Genomic DNA, 18263 nt, shown 5'->3' on the forward strand with positions numbered 1-18263 from the left:
ACTTACTGTACGACGGTTTCGGAGTCGTCACTCTTTTTTGCGATTTGTACCGCCATGCCTTTTTGAGGGTACTCTGGTAAGGTCAGTACCAACTTATCACTTTGCTCTAAGCCTTCGCCCACCAGCAAAAACTCACCTTCTGCTCTCAAAACCGTGACAGTTCTGGGTTGAAGTTGATTATCGCCATTAACCACCCACACGGTACGGTTTTTAACTAATTCCTGTGGTAAGCGATAGATGTGCTTAAGTTCCTTACCAGTGAAACTCACTTCAACGTAGGAGCCGAATTTAATTGGAGGCTGCTGGTTATCGACACCGTATGGGTCCGCGATTTGAATGACCATGTTAATCATTCGGGTAGCGCTATCAATCATGCCTAAATCACGAACTACTCGACCTTCTCTAGTGGTAGAAAACACACCTTGCTGCGTCACTGTCGCAGTGAGTTCACCAATGGATTCGGGTAAAAATGCACTATCAAAACCGGCAATGGGTACGTGCACCTCTGCCACTTCGATGTTGTTTAACGTGGCAACTCGAGAACCAGATGTAACAAATTGACCAACACCAATATCACGCTCAACAACCAGCGCATCGTAAGGTGCAACGACTTTGCAATTTTCTAACTCTCTTTTTGCTCGTTTGAGTGCCGCTTGAGCCGACTTTACTTGCGCTTGTGCGCTCAAAACGTGAGGCTTGCGTAAATACAGATCCGTCACTTGCTTATCGCTCAGTCTCTTTGCCTGACGTTTTGCCACTTCGGCTTTCGCTTGTTCCTCAATCAAGTTTGCGCGTGCACTAGCTAAATCGGCTTCAGCTTGTAAAACCGACGCTTCATAGTTGTCGCTTTCAATTGTGAAAAGAACCTCTCCTCGTTTCACGATGCCACCCGTTACAAAATTCGGGTGCCAACTTATCACTTCACCACTGACTTGCGCGGAAAGGTGTGTTTTTTCAAAAGGGACTAATTCACCGTGACTGGTAATCACCACTTTGTGATCAGTAGGAAAAAGAGAAGAAGCCTGAACAGTAGGTTCTGTAATTGCATCTTTGGTTGACTCTTTTTCCGGCGCAGTTGCGGCAATTGCAGCATATCCTGCATAAGAGCCTCCAACGACGACGAAGGGTAAAAGCCAACGTAATATGGGTTTTGCTAACATCGAAAATCCTTTTTTATTGTTGTTTTCAACACCACACTTTTATTCAGTCCATTGCTCCCGGTAAGCATGGTGATGAGAGAATTGAATTTGAATAAACATCAAAGCGGCGCTTGCCTAGTCTTTTAAGCAGCGAACTAGATAGTTATTGCCAATTCAAAGTTAATAAAATTAACAAAAAATTAACCAACTGCGCAAGTTGCTCTGACTTAACTTTTGTTCTAAACAGCAAATGACATGCCAAGCATTTATTTATTAAAAATCATATGGTTATATAAAAAGCATTATTTTATCCAGTGTGCTATTGGTCATAATCACCAGATATTAGTGATTATGACCAATACGGCCATAATGATAATTAAAATAAATGATTATCTGCGCTCTAAAAGTTGAACTTAGTGCAGGCTCTATGGCAATTCATTGATTAATCGCTCGTTATCAAACGGTTCTGGGTGCATGTGGCGTCAGCTTAAGTCTATAATTTGGAGTAGGTAACACTCTGTAAGACAAGGAAATGTGCTTTGTTACAAACACTCGCCAAGTTGCTCTTCCCCTCGCTGCTCACTATTTTATCGGCATGCTCATCCGTATCGTTGAATGACGCCAGTGAAAAGTCCACCAGCTTTCAGCTCGGTTATCAAAAGGATTCTGTTCTTGCGCAGTACTTTGAAGCTTACGGGAGAGACCCTAAGTCCATAACTGGCTTTGCACCGTTAAATCAGGGACACGATGCCCTTCTTGCTCGAACCTCTTTGATCGAGTCCGCCCAGAAAAGCCTTGATCTTCAATACTATATTTACCGTGGTGACGAAACGAGTCAGCTAATAACGTGGCGCTTGTATGAAGCGGCAAAGCGTGGTGTTCGAGTAAGGCTGTTGCTTGACGATATGCAAAAGCGAAACGACGATGTGATGGCTGCCCTCAATGCACATCCTAATATAGAAATCCGCTTATTTAACCCGCATCAGTATCGCGACTCCCGTTGGTTCGCTCTTGCTAGCGATTTTGAACGTCTTAATCGTCGTATGCACAATAAGTCTCTGATTGCAGACAGTGTTTCCGCCATTGTCGGAGGTAGAAATATCGGCAATGAATACTTCTCTTTTGAATCGCAAGTTGAGTTTGGTGATTTTGATCTTCTGCTCTATGGTGAGGCGGTACAACAAACTGCCGATCAGTTCGACCTCTACTGGAATAGCGCCTATGCGATACCAATGGAATGGATTACACCGAATTCACAGCAAATTACCGACCAAGCGATTCAAAAGCAGGTCAATAAACTCCGGTTAGAGGAAAAGTTTTCAACCGGCCGCTATGACTTCACACAACTGGATATGTACCAAGATCTAAAACAAGGCAAACTCAAGCTCTACTGGGGAGAAGCGAAAGTATGGTTTGATCTGCCCGATAAAGTCGCAACCCGAGAGAGCCAACTTATTGATAATTTGTCGGAACTGGTTAAAAGTGTTGAGGATTCATTTGTGCTCATTTCTCCTTATTTCGTTCCAACTAAAGTAGGTACTCAAGCATTAAGTAACGCGGCCAAGCGAGGCGTTGATATCACGATTGTGACCAATAGCCTCGCGTCTAACGATGTGTTTGCCGTGCATGGTTGGTACGCAAAATATCGAAAAGATCTACTCGAAGCTGGAATAAAGCTTTGGGAAGTAAAAGCGAGCGCGAAACTCAAAAGTAAGTGGAGCCTCACGGGGAGTAGCAGAGCAAGTTTACACGCTAAAGCAATGACGATTGATAACAAAACACTTTTCGTTGGTTCGATGAACTGGGACCCACGTTCGGCCGCTTTGAATACCGAAATGGCCGTTGTTATCGAACAGCCAGAATATGTGCAAATGTTTCTAGAACAACTGCCGAGTCAACTGTCGAGTAACGCCTATGCCTTAACTCTGCGCGACGGGGACATTGTCTGGACCGACGTAAAAACAGGCGAAGAATACGACTCCGAACCAGAAGCAGGAGTATGGCGAAAAATGGGCGCTTGGTTCTCCGGAATATTACCGATTGAAGATCAGCTATAACAGCTGCCAATACTGCAAACCTCCCCAGTCAAGCAAAACAAAATGGACGCTAGTTTTGGGCAGGGGACACAACCAACATAAGGAAGTTCAATGCCAGCGCAATGGAATGAATACTATCAGAAAATTTTAAGCCAACCTCACCGCCCAAACGTGGAAAATGCCGTAAACCAACTTAAGATAGAAGGCAAAGTCGCTCTTGATATTGGCTGCGGAATAGGTCGAGACAGCCACTTTCTCCTCGAAAAGGGATTTAAGGTTCACGCATGTGATAGCAATGAAGATGCAGTAAAAACTTGTTTAACACGCTTTGAAGGTAACAAACGATTTTCGGTTTCGCAGTGCTGTTTTACTGAGTTTAATTATCCTCAGTGCAGCTTGGTTATCGTAAATGCCAGTTTGTTCTTTTGCCCTGACAAAGGCTTCAAACAAGTCTGGACAAAAATAGACAGCGCATTACAACCGAGCGGTATCTTCTGCGGCGATTTCTTGGGAGTGAAAGACTCCTGGGTGACCTCCGAAATGCATCCAAACATTACCACATTAACGAAAAAGGAAGTGGAAAGCTTATTCGAAGGTTACGACCTCATTTCATTGCATGAAAGAGATGAAGACGGGACCACTGTAGTCGGAAGCCAAAAACATTGGCACATGTTTAGTGTGACCGCTCGAAAGCGCTAAAAATGGTCTCTCGATAAAGAAAGCAGCACTTCAAATCAGTGCTGCTATCAGAGATTAATTGACGGGATACACCACTTCAAAACGCTCTAAAACCAGCGTACGTTTCTCATGCCAATCGATGTTCAACTCATCGCATTCAGCTTTAAAAAATGCAGTATGAGCATCACGCCACCAGTTTAAGGTTCTATCACCTTCGCCTTCTGCGAAGGCAAACTCTGCGGTTACATCCTCATATTTGCATGTACTTACGTCAGTAATTCGTATCACGCAAACCGGGTCCCCATCCCAATTCGTCACTACTTGTAAATGACCGACTTGGGGCATGGTTTCACCATGTTCTCGATACCAAAGCTCCAAACTGCACGATGCAGTTTTCTGTCCAATACGAACCAAATCTGCGCATACATTCGCGTTGTATTCGTCGGCACAATAATAGTCAGCACTGACTGATGGTACAGCTTCCCTTTGTTCTGGTGATAATAATTCTAGGAATTGTTCTAAGTAATCCTTAGCTCGCGCGTCCATGCTCACTCCATTAATCATAAATTCGTAAGGAGGATAAAAGATATCACCACAAATAACCACCAGGAACAAACTGAAAAACAACAAGAATATGACTTCTACGAAGACGACTGTTATTTCTTTTGTAATAACTTTGCTAAACGTTTGTGCTATTTGCTATTGTTGCATGGTCTATCTGTACTCTTCTCGTGAAAGGACGTTATATGCGCTTATTTATTGGTATTTTTTTCTCGCTGATACTTGCCTTGCCAACAATGGCATCGGAGGAAAAGTATTCAGAATCGGATCTGTTAGATAGACCATTAATGGAACGCTATATTTTAGATGAACTAAAAGCGCTGCGTCAGGACTATCAAAGCCTAGAAAAGCGAATGATTACAGAGATCACCGATCGCGAGCTAACGGTCGCAGATAAATCGTTGAACTATGCCAACGTGACCGTTACATACTTCTTCTACATCATTGCTGGTGTCGCATCGCTGATTGCCTTTGTCGGATGGCAATCTCTGCGCGAGTTTAAACACAACACCAAAGAGATGGCTGATAAACGATTGGAGAAGATCGCCCAAGAATACGAGAAAAAGTTTGTCGCCCTTGAGCGAGATTTAAAACGCAAAACTCGCATTATCAGCGAAAACAACAAAGAGATTGAGAAAATCAACGAGATCCATAACTTATGGCTACGTGCACAAAGCTCTCAAACTCCAGAACAACGTATTGAAATCTATGATGAAATCTTATTAATTCGTCCAGGTGATTTAGAAGCGTTGACTTACAAAGCCGACGCAGCGATGGAAATCAACGAATACCATTGGGCACTTAGCATTTGTAACCGCGTACTTGAAGTCGATTACACCAACGGCCCTGCACTGTATCAACGCGCGTGTGCATACTCTCGCCTTGGTATCGAAGAGCAAGCTATTGAAGACTTGGAACGCGCAATTGAATACAGCCCATCCATTCGTGATTTACTTGCCGAAGAACGAGACCTCGAATTGCTGCACGGTAATGAGCGTTTTGAAAAGCTCTTACATCTAGCAAGCGAATAATGGAATAAACAGCATGAGCAGCCACTTTAATCTAGAAGACGCTAGCCAAGTATTGGTTGGCGCTTTTGCCCTAGCAGTCCCGATCTCATTTTCGGAGGAAGCGTGGCGATTGGGTGAGAGCCTACCAATGGCAAACTTGCTCATGCTGTTAAGTCTTTCTGTCATTTTCCTCAGTTTTTTCGCGTATCAAAGCGTGTTTCAAAGCCACATCAAGAATCGCGTATCCATCTTTATTTTTCGTGTGGTTATCGCGTACCTCATTGCGGCCGTTGTGGTAGCGTTAGTTCTTTTCTGTCTTGATAAACTGCCACTCATGAATGAGCCTTTGGTTGCGATAAAGCGCGTTATCGTCATCACAATGCCTGCTTCGATGGGCGCGATCGTAGTCGACAGTTTCGACAAAGAATAGAGATAATCGCTACTCTTCTTCTAACGTTAAGTTCGACCCCGAGTGGTCTTTCCCTAATACATCTTCTGGGTTTCGCAGTGCGCAGGTTTCTAACGACAAGCACCCGCAGCCAATGCATCCTCCTAAATCGTTTTGCAACGCTTTAAGTTTTTGAATCTTTTGCTCTAACTGTTCATGCCAATGGCTTGCCATTTCTTCCCATTGCGCTTTGTTAGGGGCTTGGTGTTTCGGCAGTTCATCTAACGCATGTTTAATTTCTTCTAACGACAACCCAACTTGCTGCGCTGCTTTGATCACCGCAACACGGCGCAACACACTGCGATGGTAGCGACGCTGATTACCTTGATTTCTCCAGCTCGAAATCAGTCCTTTTTGCTCGTAAAAATGTAGGGCAGATACTTTCACTCCAGAACGTTTTGCCACTTCTCCTACGCTGATTTCCATCCTTGACTCCCTGTATATCAATTTTGTTAAAAAAACGCTTTACCTCAAGTTTACTTGAGGTTTTAAAGTTGCACCATCTTAATTAACGCTAAACCCCGGCGAGCTCAAGATAATGTGTTCAGCGCGAACGACTTGGTTGTTAAACACAAGACAGTTGGACATCAACCTTTTGAAATACATCGGGAGTTAGAGGCAAACATAATGAAAAATAAAACTCAGCCGTACTTAGCTGGCCGCTTCTTCGACAGTATCTCCTCTGGCTTATTCATGATGGCGCTGCCATGGGTCATGCTTTCCGAACCTAACATGGGTACATTCGTCGCTTTAGTTTCTCTGAGCTGCACCGCGATTTCTTTTCTAGCAACGCCTTTCTTTTCCACTTTAATTGACCGACATTCACGCAAAGTACTACTCGTGCTCAATCAATGGATTCAATCGGGTATGGCTTTGGTGGTGTTCATTGCTTATTGGTTAGGGTTTGAGTCCCACTGGCTGCTGGCTTTTGCGCAATTGGTGTACTGGGTTTCGAGTAACTTTGCATGGACGACCAACAACGCCTTCACCCAAGAAAATTATCAGCATCACGAATACGCAAAAATTTCGGGTCAGCAAGAAATTGTAATGCAATCCACAACCCTCGGAGCTGGCGCGTTGGGTATTGTTTTGCTTGAAATGTGGGGCATGAAAGAGTTTGCTTTGTTTGCGGCCAGCGCATCCGCTTTGGCGGCGATGTTTTATATTCTGACGCCGTATACCCAACAATTGAGGGCATCAAAGTCCGTTGCTTTCATCGCACAGCTCAAAGAGAGCAAACAAATATTCCGTCTCGAACCCCGCTTTTATGGCTTTATTCTGCTCTCTTGCCTCTCTTATCCTGCATTGACGTATTTGAGCAAATTGGTGCCGATTTGGTTTTCTGAACAAGGCATCTCTGGCGATTGGTTTGCAGGGTTCAACATCAGTTTTGGTCTCGGCTCGTTACTAACAGGTTTCATTGTCACCAAAGTGCTAAGCCGTGCTCCCCATAGCCACATTATGTTTGCTTCGATGGTCATGGTATCTCTAGCGTTTATCGGAATGAGTTTTGCGATGACCCCTCTAATCATCTTGTTGTTTACGGCGCTGTTTGGCGTATTTAACGCGCTAAATCGCATTGCGAGAGTCAACTGGATGCATCACACCGTAGCGGTTCATCAACGAGGTCGCGTCGATGGCGGTATCAGCATGTTTGCCACCACCATTCAATCTCTCAGTTACGTGTTAATCGCGATGTTGAGTCATTACGAGCTAACACAATACGGTTTTGCAATAGCAGCTGTTGTCATGGTGTTAGCAGTGGTTTTGATGGGATTACTCAGCCGAGACGTCGAGCCGTTTAACGACCTGCCCCTTCATGCAGCAGCAAAGTGAAGCATAGAAATTGAGAAGTTGAGAAATTGAAAAAGCGAGATAGGAAGGCAACCAACATCGTCTTCCTATTTTTTACACCAGCACTTTTGCCTCTATCGCTCATCAGCAAGGTTGGGTATTCTGAGGAGACCAACATGAGCAGAGGGAAATCGCAGTGAACTTAAGACAATTGGAAGTCTTTTACGCCATTATGCAAGCTGGAACGGTGTCTGGTGCTGCTCGCTTACTGCACGTTTCCCAGCCCAATGTCACTCGAGTTCTCGCCCATACAGAACAACAACTGAGCTTCGCTTTATTTGAGCGTGTAAAGGGGCGTCTCGTTCCCACTCAAGAAGCCAAAGCCTTATTGCCAGAGGCAGAAAAGGTCTATCAACAACTCGGACAATTTCGCTCTCTGACCAACAAAGTCAAACAGGGAACTCAACATTTACGAGTCGGTGCCCCGCCTGTTTTGGCCGCGCACTTGTTAGCGCCGACTGTCGCGTTGTTGTCGAAAGAGCACGGCATCTCCTTTGAGCTATTAACGGCCAATCGCGATGAGCTGTGCTCTGGGTTGCTGAAACATGAATTGGATGTCGCTATCGCTTTTGGTGAAGAAACACCACCAGCGATCATGGGGCACGTGTTATTGAAAGAATACTTAGCACTGATCGCTCCCAAAAGCGCAGCGATACCCGCAGAAAAAACCGTCATTTTAGAAGAACTCATCAGTCACGATTTATCCATTATCGGTTTAGATAGCCGAGACCCTCTGGGCTTACTGCTGCATCAAACCTTATCGGCACGTGACGAGCATTATCAACATGCCATCACTGTACGCAGCTACTCCGCAGCGGCTGAACTGGTGAAACACCAAGCAGGGTTCGCCATTGTAGACCCATGGACTGCAAAACAATATCGCCAAGATGATGCCGTCTCCGTGCATGCTTTGGAGCCAAACATGTCCTTCTCTGTCTCTATTTTATTCGCAGAGCACACACCTCAATCCATTGCGACAAAGCAATTTATCACCGCCCTAAAACAACAGATGGTTTAAAGGTATAACTTGAAGTTATACCTGCCTAACAAATAAGCATTCGGTTTCCTAAATTAGTCTGACTACATTAATGAGCAATAACGATGACGAAGGGAACCATCATGCAAATTGCTCAACCTTACCTACTCTTTCTTGGCGATGTAACCGATCCACTCGCAGCAAAAACCGCGCGTGGCATTTACCAATGGCGACCTGAGATTTGTCTTGGCCAAATCCGCCTGACACCAGAAACCGCATCGCTTGGTTTAACCGACATGACACTACAACAAGCGCAGCAGCAAGGAGCAAAAACGTTGGTGCTTGGCACAGCAAATCCAGGAGGCGTCATTCCCGAAGCTTGGCAAGCAACCTTACTTGAAGCGGCAGAAATGGGATTTGAAATTGCATCGGGCATGCACCAACGTTTGGCGGAATTTGCTCCTCTTGCCGATCTAGAACAACGCGGATTAACCAAACTGTATGATGTTCGCCATTATGATGCCCCGCTCAAGGTCGGCAATGGCAAAGCTCGCGCAGGCAAGCGAGTACTTACTGTAGGGACAGATTGCTCCGTTGGCAAAATGTACTCTGCCCTTGCCATTGAGCATGCATTGAAGCGTAAAAGCTGTCGTGCAGAGTTCAAAGCAACGGGTCAAACCGGAATTCTCATCGCAGGCAGTGGCATTTCGATTGATGCTGTAGTTGCCGATTTTATCTCCGGCGCAGTAGAAGCGATCAGCCCTGACTTCACTGACCACGATTGGGACATCATCGAAGGGCAAGGTTCGTTATTTAACCCTTCGTTTGCTGGCGTAAGTTTGGGCTTACTTCACGGCGCACAAGCGGACGCTCTGGTACTGTGCCATGAGATTGGTCGCCCGCACATCCGCAACTTACCACATGCGAGCTTGCCAACCATTGAACAAACGATAGAAGCGAATCTGGCCGCGGCTCGCCTAACAAATCCAAACGCTCAATTAGTGGGTATTTGCTTAAATACTTCGGCGATCAACGAAGAAGATGCTGCCCAGTTATGCCAGGATTGGAGCGACAAATATCAGGTGCCCGTCACCGACCCTGTGCGTTTTGGCGTTGATGCGGTTGCAGATAAGATCCTTACGATTTAGGAAACATTTACGGTTTAGAAAATAACTGCGGTTTAGGGAAAACTAGTGAGATGAAAATTCATGTAGAACCTGTCACGATTGCCATGGCGACACCATTTCGCATATCTCGCGGCAGTCGGACAGAGTGCCACGTAGTCCGCGTGACAATTGAACATCTAGGCATGATCGCCCAAGGAGAATGCACGCCATACCCTCGTTATGGTGAATCGGTTGAATCGGTAATTAAGGCGATTTCTCACGCCGCGCATGAACTGCAAAGTTTGTACGCCAAAGGCGAAGCTGATGTCATGGCTCTCAAAAGCCAGCTTCAATCGTTATTGCCCGCAGGGGCGGCAAGAAATGCATTGGATTGCGCCCTTTGGCATCTTCACGCGATTTTGAGCCACAAGCAGCAGGTTAACGACCTCTTTACGTTACCAGAGGCGATTGTGACGGCGATGACGGTTTCTATCGACACGCCGCAAGCGATGGCCAAACAGGCGCAAGCTTACGTTAGTCAAGGCGCAAAACTGCTAAAGGTAAAACTGGATGGTGAACACGTACTTGATCGCGTTGCAGCAGTACGCGATGCTGCGCCGCACGCGCAAATTGTTTTAGATGCGAATGAAGCATGGCAAGGCCTCGACCTCGCGACGGTATTTGCTCAACTCGAACCGCTAGATATCACCATGATCGAACAACCGTTGCCACAAGACTGCGATGACGTACTCGCCAGCATTCCGCACCCCATTCCACTTTGCGCCGATGAAAGTTGTCACACCAGAGAGCAATTGCATCAGTTGGTTGGCAAATATGAAATGGTGAATATTAAGCTAGATAAAACTGGCGGGCTCACTGAAGCACTATTATTAGCCGACGACGCCCAAAAACTCGGTTTTAGCCTCATGTCCGGTTGTATGTTGGGGACGTCGCTGGCGATGCGAGCCGCGTTACCTATTGCAACTCAGGCAAGCGTTGTCGATCTTGATGGCCCGGTGCTGCTCGGACAAGATGTAACGCCAAGCTTGGTTTATTGCGACGGCGAAATCGTTCTTTCCAAATAGCCTAAACAATCCAGAGGTTTTGCTCCAAAAGTCAGAACCTCTGAGTTTATGATCTCGATTAAAAGACAATCAGCCCCATCATGAAATAAGTCACATAAATTATATGGTTATTGAGGCATGCTAAGATTCCAGTAGTCCAAGAAGGTGGTCTTATGCATCGAGTCATCCGGAAAATGACGTGGAAAACGAATAGGCGGTAATCCCGCCCTACTCCAATGCAGTGCGTGGGTTTCTATAACAACCCACTTCCTAGCAATTCGTAGGTTTTTCACGCCATCTTGCAAGGAGGCTCTATGCCTATCAACAAAATACGCAATATCGCTTTTGTCGGCCAAACCGGGACCGGTAAAACCACGCTGATAGAAAAACTGCTCTTCACCTGCGATGCCACGCACCATTTAGGCAGCGTAGAAAAAGGCGATACCGTTACCGACTTCGACCCTCAATCCATCCAATATCAACACAGTATTGAAGCAACGCCAGTCGCACTGCGCTGGAATAAACACCGGCTCAATATCATCGACACTCCGGGACAAAACGAGTTACTTGGCCGTACTATCAGCGTTTTTCCTGCCGTTGAAACATCTGCCCTTGTCATCGACCCTCAAACCCCACTTAACCAAACTTCCGATCGCTTATTCACCTTTGCTAAAGAGCAGCAAAAATGTCAGATGATCATCATCAATAAGCTCGATAACCACGGTAATCAGTTAGAGAGATTGATGGAGAACATCGTTGAGCATTTTGGGGACCACTGCTTGCCGATCAACTTACCTTCGGCTGACGGGGAATCTGTAGTTGACTGCTATTTCGAACCAGAATTGGGACGAGAAACCTTACTTGCAACGGTAGATGAAGCTCATGAGACCTTAATTGACCAAGTCATCGAAGTCGATGAAGAACTGATGGAACTGTATCTGGAACAAGGCTCCGAACTCACCGCAGAGCAACTGCATGATCCGTTTGAAGAAGCACTGAGAACTGGACATGTGATTCCGGTCTGTTTTGTCTCAGCACAAACCGGCACGGGCGTCGAGTTGCTGCTGCGCACCTTGGCGGAGATCATGCCCATGCCAAACGAGGGTAACCCTCCTCAACTGGAAAAGAACGGCAAAAAAATCAAAGTAAATTGCGAAACCTTAGAGCACACCGTCGCACACGTGTACAAAGTCAGCGTCGACCCATATATGGGAAAACTTGCCTACTTACGTGTGTATCAGGGGGAAATCAATGCGGGCAGCCAGCTTTATATTGGCGAAAGCAACAAGGCATTTAAAGTTGGGCACTTATATCAACTGCAGGGCAAAGATAGAACCGAGATCCCTCGCGCGCTTGCGGGCGACTTCTGCGTTTTAGCCAAAGTGGATGATCTCGAATTCGATTCAATCGTTCATGACTCTCACGAAGAAGATGGAGTTCAACTCAAAACGTTGGATCTTCCTGACTCCATGTATTCTTTGTGCTTGAAGCCTCTTAAGCGTGGAGATGAGCAAAAATTAGGAGATGTGCTGAATAAAATTGCCAGTGAAGACCCTTCTCTGCGCATCGAACATCGCGCTCGCACCAACGAAACCATCATCAGCGGCCAAGGGGAGTTTCACCTCAAAGTCGCATTAGAAAAGATGGCGAACGTGTACAAACTGGACGTCGAAACCTGCCAACCAAGCGTCGAATACTTTGAAACCATCACCAAACCTGCCGAAGGGCATTATCGACACAAAAAACAAAGTGGCGGTGCAGGCCAATTTGGTGAAGTGCAATTGAAGGTTCGTCCACTCGAACGTGGTGCCGGATTTAAGTTCATCAACAAAGTGGTGGGTGGCGCCATTCCAACCGCGCTCATTCCTGCTGTTGAAAAAGGTATTTTGCAAGCGTTAGAGGAAGGCGCGATTTCTGGCAACCCAATTAAGGATGTGGAAGTCACCGTTTATGACGGTAAATATCACTCCGTCGATTCGAAAGAAATAGCGTTTGTCATCGCAGGTAAGAAAGCCTTTTTAGATGCGATTAACAACGCAGATCCTATTGTGCTAGAACCCATTGTCCAGATGGAACTGCACATCCCAACCGCGAACGTTGGCGATGTTTCTGGAGATTTATCTGGAAACCGAGGCTTAATCGAAGGCACCGAGCCAATCGACAGTAGCTTCACCTTACTCAGAGCCAAGTCACCAGTAAACGAGCTGCAAGATTACGCTCGTCGATTACGAGCTATCACGGGTGGTGAAGGCAGTTTTAGTATGACTTTAAGCCATTACGAGCCCGCGCCACCAGCAGTGCAAAAACAGGTCTGCCAAGGCAGTGCACAACAACGTTAATTCCCTACGATTCAAATCAATCACATAAACAAAAAAGCGCCCTCATTTTGAGGGCGCTTTTAGGTAAAAGAAAAATTATTTATCGAGAGACAAACCTATCTGACTGATTTTGCTTTCAAACTCTTCGATGCTGTTCGCTTTGTAAGTCGGAGCACCGTTAAAGTAGCGCGGTTTCTCTGGCAGCATCGCATTTTTCAGCTCTTGTTCTTGATCGATATTGTCATGGTAAACCGTTACACGATTTGGAATATCCTGCTTCATTACAGCCATTTTGGTTCTCCTTTATTAAGACGAATAGTAAGCGTAGAACGAATTTATCGGAGTACAGGCGAGACTGTGTAAAATTTAGACACTCACAGCAAAATCATATTTAAACAGTTGCATTTAATATTTTTGAGGCACTTTGTCGTGGCTATTGGAAAACGTGAGTGCAGCGATTAAGGTGAGCTCTCTCTACATGAAGACAGGAAGTCCGGTGTCGCAACAAGAACTCAACCAAATGGGCAGTGCCAAAGTTTTTCTCATCGAAAAAGATGGCGTCCAAGTAATAGAAAAACGTAACCCTACTCAAATAGAAGTGGCGTTTTATCAACGCTATGCCGAGCAGTTTAACGCGCTTGGAATACACGTACCGCGCTTGATTCAACTCGACGACCAGAAAAACGTTCTGTACATTGAATACGTTCCCCACGCAGTCGAGCAAGCATTCTTACTTGAAGATGATCGAGTCATTGAACAACTCGTCAAACTGCACCGACTTCCACCAACATCAGATGGTGTTTATCACCGCCACCAGTGGACACCACAAGCGACTCAACAAGCACTCACTACACTTAAACTGGGCTCAGAGACAGAACAGTTCTTCCACCAACTACAACAACGAGCGGCGCACCTTTTTGATAGGCAGAACTTGATCTCCGGAGACACGAATGCTGGAAACTGGGGACAGCGCGAAAATGGCGAGCTGGTGCTGTTCGACTGGGAACGCTTTTCTACAGGGCATGTCGCGATAGATTTAGCGCCGCTCATCGAGGGCATGGGCACATTTGATGATTACTTGAAGGTGGCAGGCAAGTATGTAAAGTGCGCCGAGAAAGGTGAAACAACAGAATTGGCGCGCGATATCGGATTAGCAAAAGCGTGGATCGTCGTCGAGGTAGTCAACATACTGGTCTCCAGAAAAAATCCGCAGACCAGCAAATATTTGGACTGGTTTCGACGAACCTTGCCGCAATGGGCCAAAAGCCTTAGCGCTCAGGTGATGAGTTAGGCTCTGAGATTTGATATAAACGCCTTTCAGGTTCTGCGCATGAGGTTTCGCAGTTGCATACTTTATCAACACCGACGTTGTTTAAACCGCCGCAACTTCCTTGAATACGCTTGTTATGAAAAATGACGCCAAGTGACATCAACAAAATGATTGCGAGAAAACCAAGAAAGGTAAATAACCAAACCATATTAACCTGCCTTATTAGCCATCGACTCTAGCTTAAGTATAGCAGGGCTAGATGTTGCTTTGAGTAGCGCCTTAGGTCTTGCCAACAAGGAGGGTTTTGATTTTTGGCCACCACAACCACAGGAGCCGCAGCCGCCTTTTTGTTTGTGAACACTTTTCTTATGATTGTTTGATGGGCGTCCTTGGGAGGGCTCAATCAAAGGCTCTCTTGGAACCGCAAGCACATCTTCCAAGGAACTACGAGTAGACAACCTAAATACTGGCGTGCCACTGCTAAGTAGCTTTGCCAATACACGTTCACCGATATTTCGCACAAGAACAGCATCCACATTGTACCCTTGTAGAGACTGAATCAACTGAGACTTCGCATTACAACCCGCTTGTGGCATAGAAGCTATGTTCGCTAAGTTTTTTAGCATACCGTCAGTATCAGAATAAATAGCAATGTATGGTGCTTTTACAAAGTGGTTTGCCACCCGCTCACCATCATTAGGAATAGCATAAATCATAAGTTTGACTCCTCATTCGGAAAAACTAATGCATGACCTTCAACTAAACTTTTTGCGACTTTCAATCTTGCACTTTTTACTGTGTTACCAAAAGTTTGTCTAGAAACGCCCATCTGCTCCGCAGCTTGCTGCTGGCTAAGCCCCTCTAAGTCGGCTAAACGTAGCGCTTCTAACTCTTCTGGTAATATGGCGACTTGCTCCAACTGATTAAATGGAATGCCATTGGGCTTAAAGCATTGGTGAGCCGCACGTCCGCATATTCGTCTTTCTATCTTTGGTCTTGCCATCATTGTCCCTCAAAAACACAGAGTCAAATTACGCCTTAAACTGGCATATGCCAATAACATTTTTAGCATATGCCAATAAACTAAGTTTGCAAAAATCAACACGACAAATACGTAATACATCAGCATTAATTAGACATCTAATAATTTAGGAATTTTGATGACAAACGAACAAAAAGATCAATTCTAATTAACCGGATAATAAAAACGTTAGTTTGCGCAGATTTTTCATACAAATACACGCTAATGTGTTCATTTTATTGAAGAAGAAAAACTATAATCCAAGCAAATCATTAGTTTGAACACTAATGATTGTTTTATTTAAAAGGATGTATACCTAAGAAACGAAAAAGAGAAGTTTGACGATATTCGCCTGAGCTTAAAGAGTAATACGTTCGATAAAGAACCTGTCGAACGACCATTACTTGGCCTAGGTGCCCTACTCTTCTTGCCAAATTAAGTTTCTTGAAAGCGCTTAGGTATATCAGAAAAAGGAAGTACATATGTCTGACTCAAATTGGCTCAGCGAATTCCCGGAAATGGATGCCTCTGATCTCAGGGCGATTCGCAAAACACTCGACGGCGCCTACAGAGATTTCTCTCGCGAGTATGGTGAACTCATTGAGTCTCTGTTTGATCCGCTCCTGGCGTTTCTTGTCTGGTTTGAAAAACTTCTGATTTCTACACCTTGGTTCATTATTTTAGGTGTCTGCACCACTCTCGTTTATGCCGCCAGCCGCTCTTGGAAACTGGCCGCTGCATGTTTTGGTTCGCTGATTCTGATTGGCTATTTTGGAATGTGGGAAGACACTATGCGTACGCTCAGTATCATCACTGTATGTACTATGCTTGCCATCGCACTTGGTATCCCTATCGGCATCGCTATGGCGCGCTCTAATCACATTCAGTCGGTGGTAACACCATTACTCGACGTCATGCAGACCATGCCGGCATTTGTGTATCTCATTCCAGTTGTGATGTTATTGGGCATCGGGAAAATTCCTGGCCTTATCGCCGTAGTGATCTACGCGATTCCACCGGTTATTCGTTTAACCAATTTGGGCATTCGTCTAGTTGATAAAGAAGTATTGGAAGCCGCAACCGCATTTGGTGCCAGCACTCGGCAACGGCTTTTTGGGGTTCAGCTTCCGCTTGCAATGCCAACCATCATGGCGGGAATTAACCAAACGATCATGATGGCACTGTCAATGGTGGTCATCGCATCAATGATTGGGGTAAAAGGTTTAGGTCAGCCTGTTCTAAAGTCTATTACCAATCAATATTTCACTCTTGGTCTTCTCAATGGTTTAGCAATTGTCGCCCTAGCAATCCTTTTTGATCGTGCTTCACAAGCGTATGCGAAACGCACTCAAGCTCATTTAGGAGACTCAAAACATGACTAGTCCACTTATCGAAATCAGCGGTCTTTATAAAATCTTCGGTACCAGACCCAATAGCGTGATTGAGCGCGTTAAGTTGGGACATAGTAAAGAGCAGGTTTTAGCGGAAACGGGCCACACGGTCGGACTAAAAGACATCAACCTGCAAATTCAAAAGGGTGAAATTTTTGTCATTATGGGATTATCCGGTTCTGGAAAATCCACCATGATTCGCCACTTCAATCGATTAATCGATCCAACCATGGGGCAGATCTTGGTAGAAGGGGTGGATGTCATGCAACTTTCTAACAAAGAACTTGAACAGTTTCGCCGTCACAAGATGTCTATGGTGTTCCAACGCTTTGGCTTGCTGCCTCATCGCACTGTTATCGACAACATCGCATATGGTTTGGAAGTTCAGGGAATGAATAAAGAGGCGCGCTTAGAAAAAGCAAATGAATGGTTAGAAACCGTTGGACTGACGGGTTATGAGCACCAGTATCCTGCTCAACTATCGGGTGGACAGCAACAGCGTGTGGGCCTTGCACGGGCACTGGCTACCGACGCCGAAATACTGTTGATGGACGAGGCTTTCTCAGCATTGGACCCTCTGATTCGAAGCGAAATGCAAGATCAGTTGGTAGAGCTGCAACAGAAGCTGCACAAAACCATTATTTTCATTACTCATGATTTAGATGAAGCGCTTCGACTTGGCGATCGCATCGCGATTCTTAAAGACGGTGAACTTGTCCAACAAGGTTCACCAGACGAAATTTTACTGCATCCTGCCGATGAGTACGTTGAAGCCTTTGTAAAAGACGTCAATAGAGCGCGAGCACTGACCGTCGAAACGCTGATGCAGCCACCTTCGTACTGTGTTCGCGCTGAAACCATTGAAGATGCGCTGAGTGAAATGAAACGTGTTAAACGTGATTATGCCTACCATGAGACCAATGCAGGCTATCAAGGCGTGATAACACAGCAAGGATTGCTAAACGCAGCGAAGTTAACTCATATATCAGATTGGCGTGATGATATCTATGAAGAGGTGCCTATCATCTCTCCACATTTAGCCATTGAGCAAGTGCTAACTGAAGTCATGTCATGTGAACATTCACTGCCCGTCATCGATGAGCTCGGCAATTTGAAAGGCGAATTAAATCGTCAGGTTATTGCGGAGCTATTTTCTGATCAACGAAGCACAAAACGGGGCACTTCACGCTCAAGCTTCAATAACGTTTCTTAGATGATGTTGATAATACAGCTCACAACAATGTGGGCTGTTATCAATTAACTCGCTCACAATCCCCTTTTAGATATTTGTCTGTGGGCTCAAGCTTGATACCCAAAGCAACATTTACATTGTTCTGATTTTCCTGACAAATTCATGCTCATATCCGGTTTTATTGACATAGTTAGATCAT

19 protein-coding genes are annotated in these 18263 nt (G+C 45.4%); 12 read left to right on the top strand and 7 right to left on the bottom strand.

Translation table 11 applies throughout. The features are described 5' to 3' along the window. Positions 1–2: 2 nt before the first annotated feature. Entirely contained in the window at positions 3–1160 is a 1158-nt protein-coding gene (locus tag R7E47_RS05625; protein ID WP_025767993.1) for an efflux RND transporter periplasmic adaptor subunit, read from the bottom strand. Between the two features lie 518 nt (positions 1161–1678). On the opposite strand from R7E47_RS05625, the gene R7E47_RS05630 reads away from it, so the two are divergent. Then, positions 1679–3196: a phospholipase D family protein gene (locus R7E47_RS05630; protein ID WP_054729935.1), complete on the top strand. Its 1518-nt coding sequence runs from the start codon at positions 1679–1681 to the stop codon at positions 3194–3196. Positions 3197–3286: 90 nt separating this feature from the next. After that, entirely contained in the window at positions 3287–3874 is a 588-nt protein-coding gene (locus R7E47_RS05635) for a class I SAM-dependent methyltransferase (RefSeq protein WP_318083958.1), read from the top strand. Between the two features lie 54 nt (positions 3875–3928). Here the strand turns inward: R7E47_RS05635 and R7E47_RS05640 are convergent, their stop codons facing one another. Then, positions 3929–4399: an ASCH domain-containing protein gene (locus tag R7E47_RS05640; protein WP_005373887.1), complete on the bottom strand. Its 471-nt coding sequence runs from the start codon at positions 4397–4399 to the stop codon at positions 3929–3931. Positions 4400–4599: 200 nt separating this feature from the next. On the opposite strand from R7E47_RS05640, the gene R7E47_RS05645 reads away from it, so the two are divergent. After that, on the top strand, positions 4600–5445 hold the full coding sequence (locus R7E47_RS05645; RefSeq protein ID WP_005373890.1) for a tetratricopeptide repeat protein: 846 nt from the start codon (positions 4600–4602) through the stop codon (positions 5443–5445). Positions 5446–5458: 13 nt separating this feature from the next. After that, positions 5459–5854: a DUF2391 family protein gene (locus R7E47_RS05650; RefSeq protein ID WP_005373896.1), complete on the top strand. Its 396-nt coding sequence runs from the start codon at positions 5459–5461 to the stop codon at positions 5852–5854. A gap of 9 nt (positions 5855–5863) precedes the next feature. Here R7E47_RS05650 and soxR read toward each other — a convergent pair whose 3' ends face one another. Then, the gene (gene soxR, locus R7E47_RS05655; RefSeq protein ID WP_005373898.1) at positions 5864–6298 is read right to left on the bottom strand and encodes a redox-sensitive transcriptional activator SoxR; all 435 of its coding nucleotides are present in this window, start codon (positions 6296–6298) and stop codon (positions 5864–5866) included. Positions 6299–6499: 201 nt separating this feature from the next. Here soxR and R7E47_RS05660 point away from each other — a divergent pair, with 201 nt between their 5' ends. The 5 genes from R7E47_RS05660 (at position 6500) to fusA (ending at position 13211) form a co-directional block, all read left to right on the top strand. Further along, a complete protein-coding gene (locus tag R7E47_RS05660) occupies positions 6500–7708 on the top strand; it encodes an MFS transporter (protein ID WP_318083959.1) in 1209 nt (402 codons plus the stop codon). A 154-nt stretch (positions 7709–7862) separates the two neighbouring features. Then, entirely contained in the window at positions 7863–8744 is an 882-nt protein-coding gene (locus R7E47_RS05665) for a LysR family transcriptional regulator (RefSeq protein ID WP_318083960.1), read from the top strand. Between the two features lie 101 nt (positions 8745–8845). Beyond that, positions 8846–9850, top strand: coding sequence for an N-acetyltransferase DgcN (gene dgcN, locus R7E47_RS05670; RefSeq protein ID WP_318083987.1), 1005 nt, complete (start codon positions 8846–8848; stop codon positions 9848–9850). Between the two features lie 50 nt (positions 9851–9900). Next, complete coding sequence (dgcA, locus tag R7E47_RS05675) at positions 9901–10893, top strand: N-acetyl-D-Glu racemase DgcA (RefSeq protein ID WP_318083961.1); 993 nt, start codon at positions 9901–9903, stop codon at positions 10891–10893. Positions 10894–11186: 293 nt separating this feature from the next. Then, positions 11187–13211, top strand: coding sequence for an elongation factor G (fusA, locus tag R7E47_RS05680; RefSeq protein ID WP_318083962.1), 2025 nt, complete (start codon positions 11187–11189; stop codon positions 13209–13211). Positions 13212–13286: 75 nt separating this feature from the next. On the opposite strand, the gene R7E47_RS05685 is transcribed toward fusA, so the two are convergent. Then, complete coding sequence (locus R7E47_RS05685; protein ID WP_005373920.1) at positions 13287–13481, bottom strand: hypothetical protein; 195 nt, start codon at positions 13479–13481, stop codon at positions 13287–13289. A 187-nt stretch (positions 13482–13668) separates the two neighbouring features. On the opposite strand from R7E47_RS05685, the gene R7E47_RS05690 reads away from it, so the two are divergent. Beyond that, positions 13669–14481: an aminoglycoside phosphotransferase family protein gene (locus R7E47_RS05690; RefSeq protein WP_318083963.1), complete on the top strand. Its 813-nt coding sequence runs from the start codon at positions 13669–13671 to the stop codon at positions 14479–14481. Here the strand turns inward: R7E47_RS05690 and nqrM are convergent. The 3 genes from nqrM to R7E47_RS05705 are packed head-to-tail and all read right to left on the bottom strand — an operon-like array spanning position 14459 to position 15463. Then, positions 14459–14668, bottom strand: coding sequence for a (Na+)-NQR maturation NqrM (nqrM, locus tag R7E47_RS05695; RefSeq protein ID WP_017635136.1), 210 nt, complete (start codon positions 14666–14668; stop codon positions 14459–14461). The two genes, R7E47_RS05690 and nqrM, sit on opposite strands and share 23 nt — an antisense overlap. Position 14669: 1 nt before the next feature. Beyond that, the gene (locus tag R7E47_RS05700) at positions 14670–15176 is read right to left on the bottom strand and encodes a NifB/NifX family molybdenum-iron cluster-binding protein (RefSeq protein WP_005387209.1); all 507 of its coding nucleotides are present in this window, start codon (positions 15174–15176) and stop codon (positions 14670–14672) included. Further along, entirely contained in the window at positions 15173–15463 is a 291-nt protein-coding gene (locus tag R7E47_RS05705; RefSeq protein WP_149192161.1) for a DUF134 domain-containing protein, read from the bottom strand. Before R7E47_RS05705 ends, R7E47_RS05700 begins: the two co-directional genes overlap by 4 nt. Before the next feature lie 500 nt (positions 15464–15963). Here R7E47_RS05705 and R7E47_RS05710 point away from each other — a divergent pair, with 500 nt between their 5' ends. Both R7E47_RS05710 and R7E47_RS05715 read left to right on the top strand, forming a co-directional pair. Next, on the top strand, positions 15964–16863 hold the full coding sequence (locus R7E47_RS05710) for an ABC transporter permease (protein WP_005387211.1): 900 nt from the start codon (positions 15964–15966) through the stop codon (positions 16861–16863). Next, positions 16856–18085 carry a glycine betaine/L-proline ABC transporter ATP-binding protein gene (locus tag R7E47_RS05715; RefSeq protein WP_318083964.1) on the top strand — a complete coding sequence of 410 codons (1230 nt, stop codon included), beginning with the start codon at positions 16856–16858 and terminating at the stop codon, positions 18083–18085. The genes R7E47_RS05710 and R7E47_RS05715 overlap by 8 nt, the downstream gene beginning before the upstream one ends. Positions 18086–18263: the final 178 nt, after the last annotated feature.

The sequence above is a fragment of the Vibrio sp. Vb1026 genome, from assembly GCF_033338745.1.
GTDB lineage: Bacteria > Pseudomonadota > Gammaproteobacteria > Enterobacterales > Vibrionaceae > Vibrio > Vibrio alginolyticus.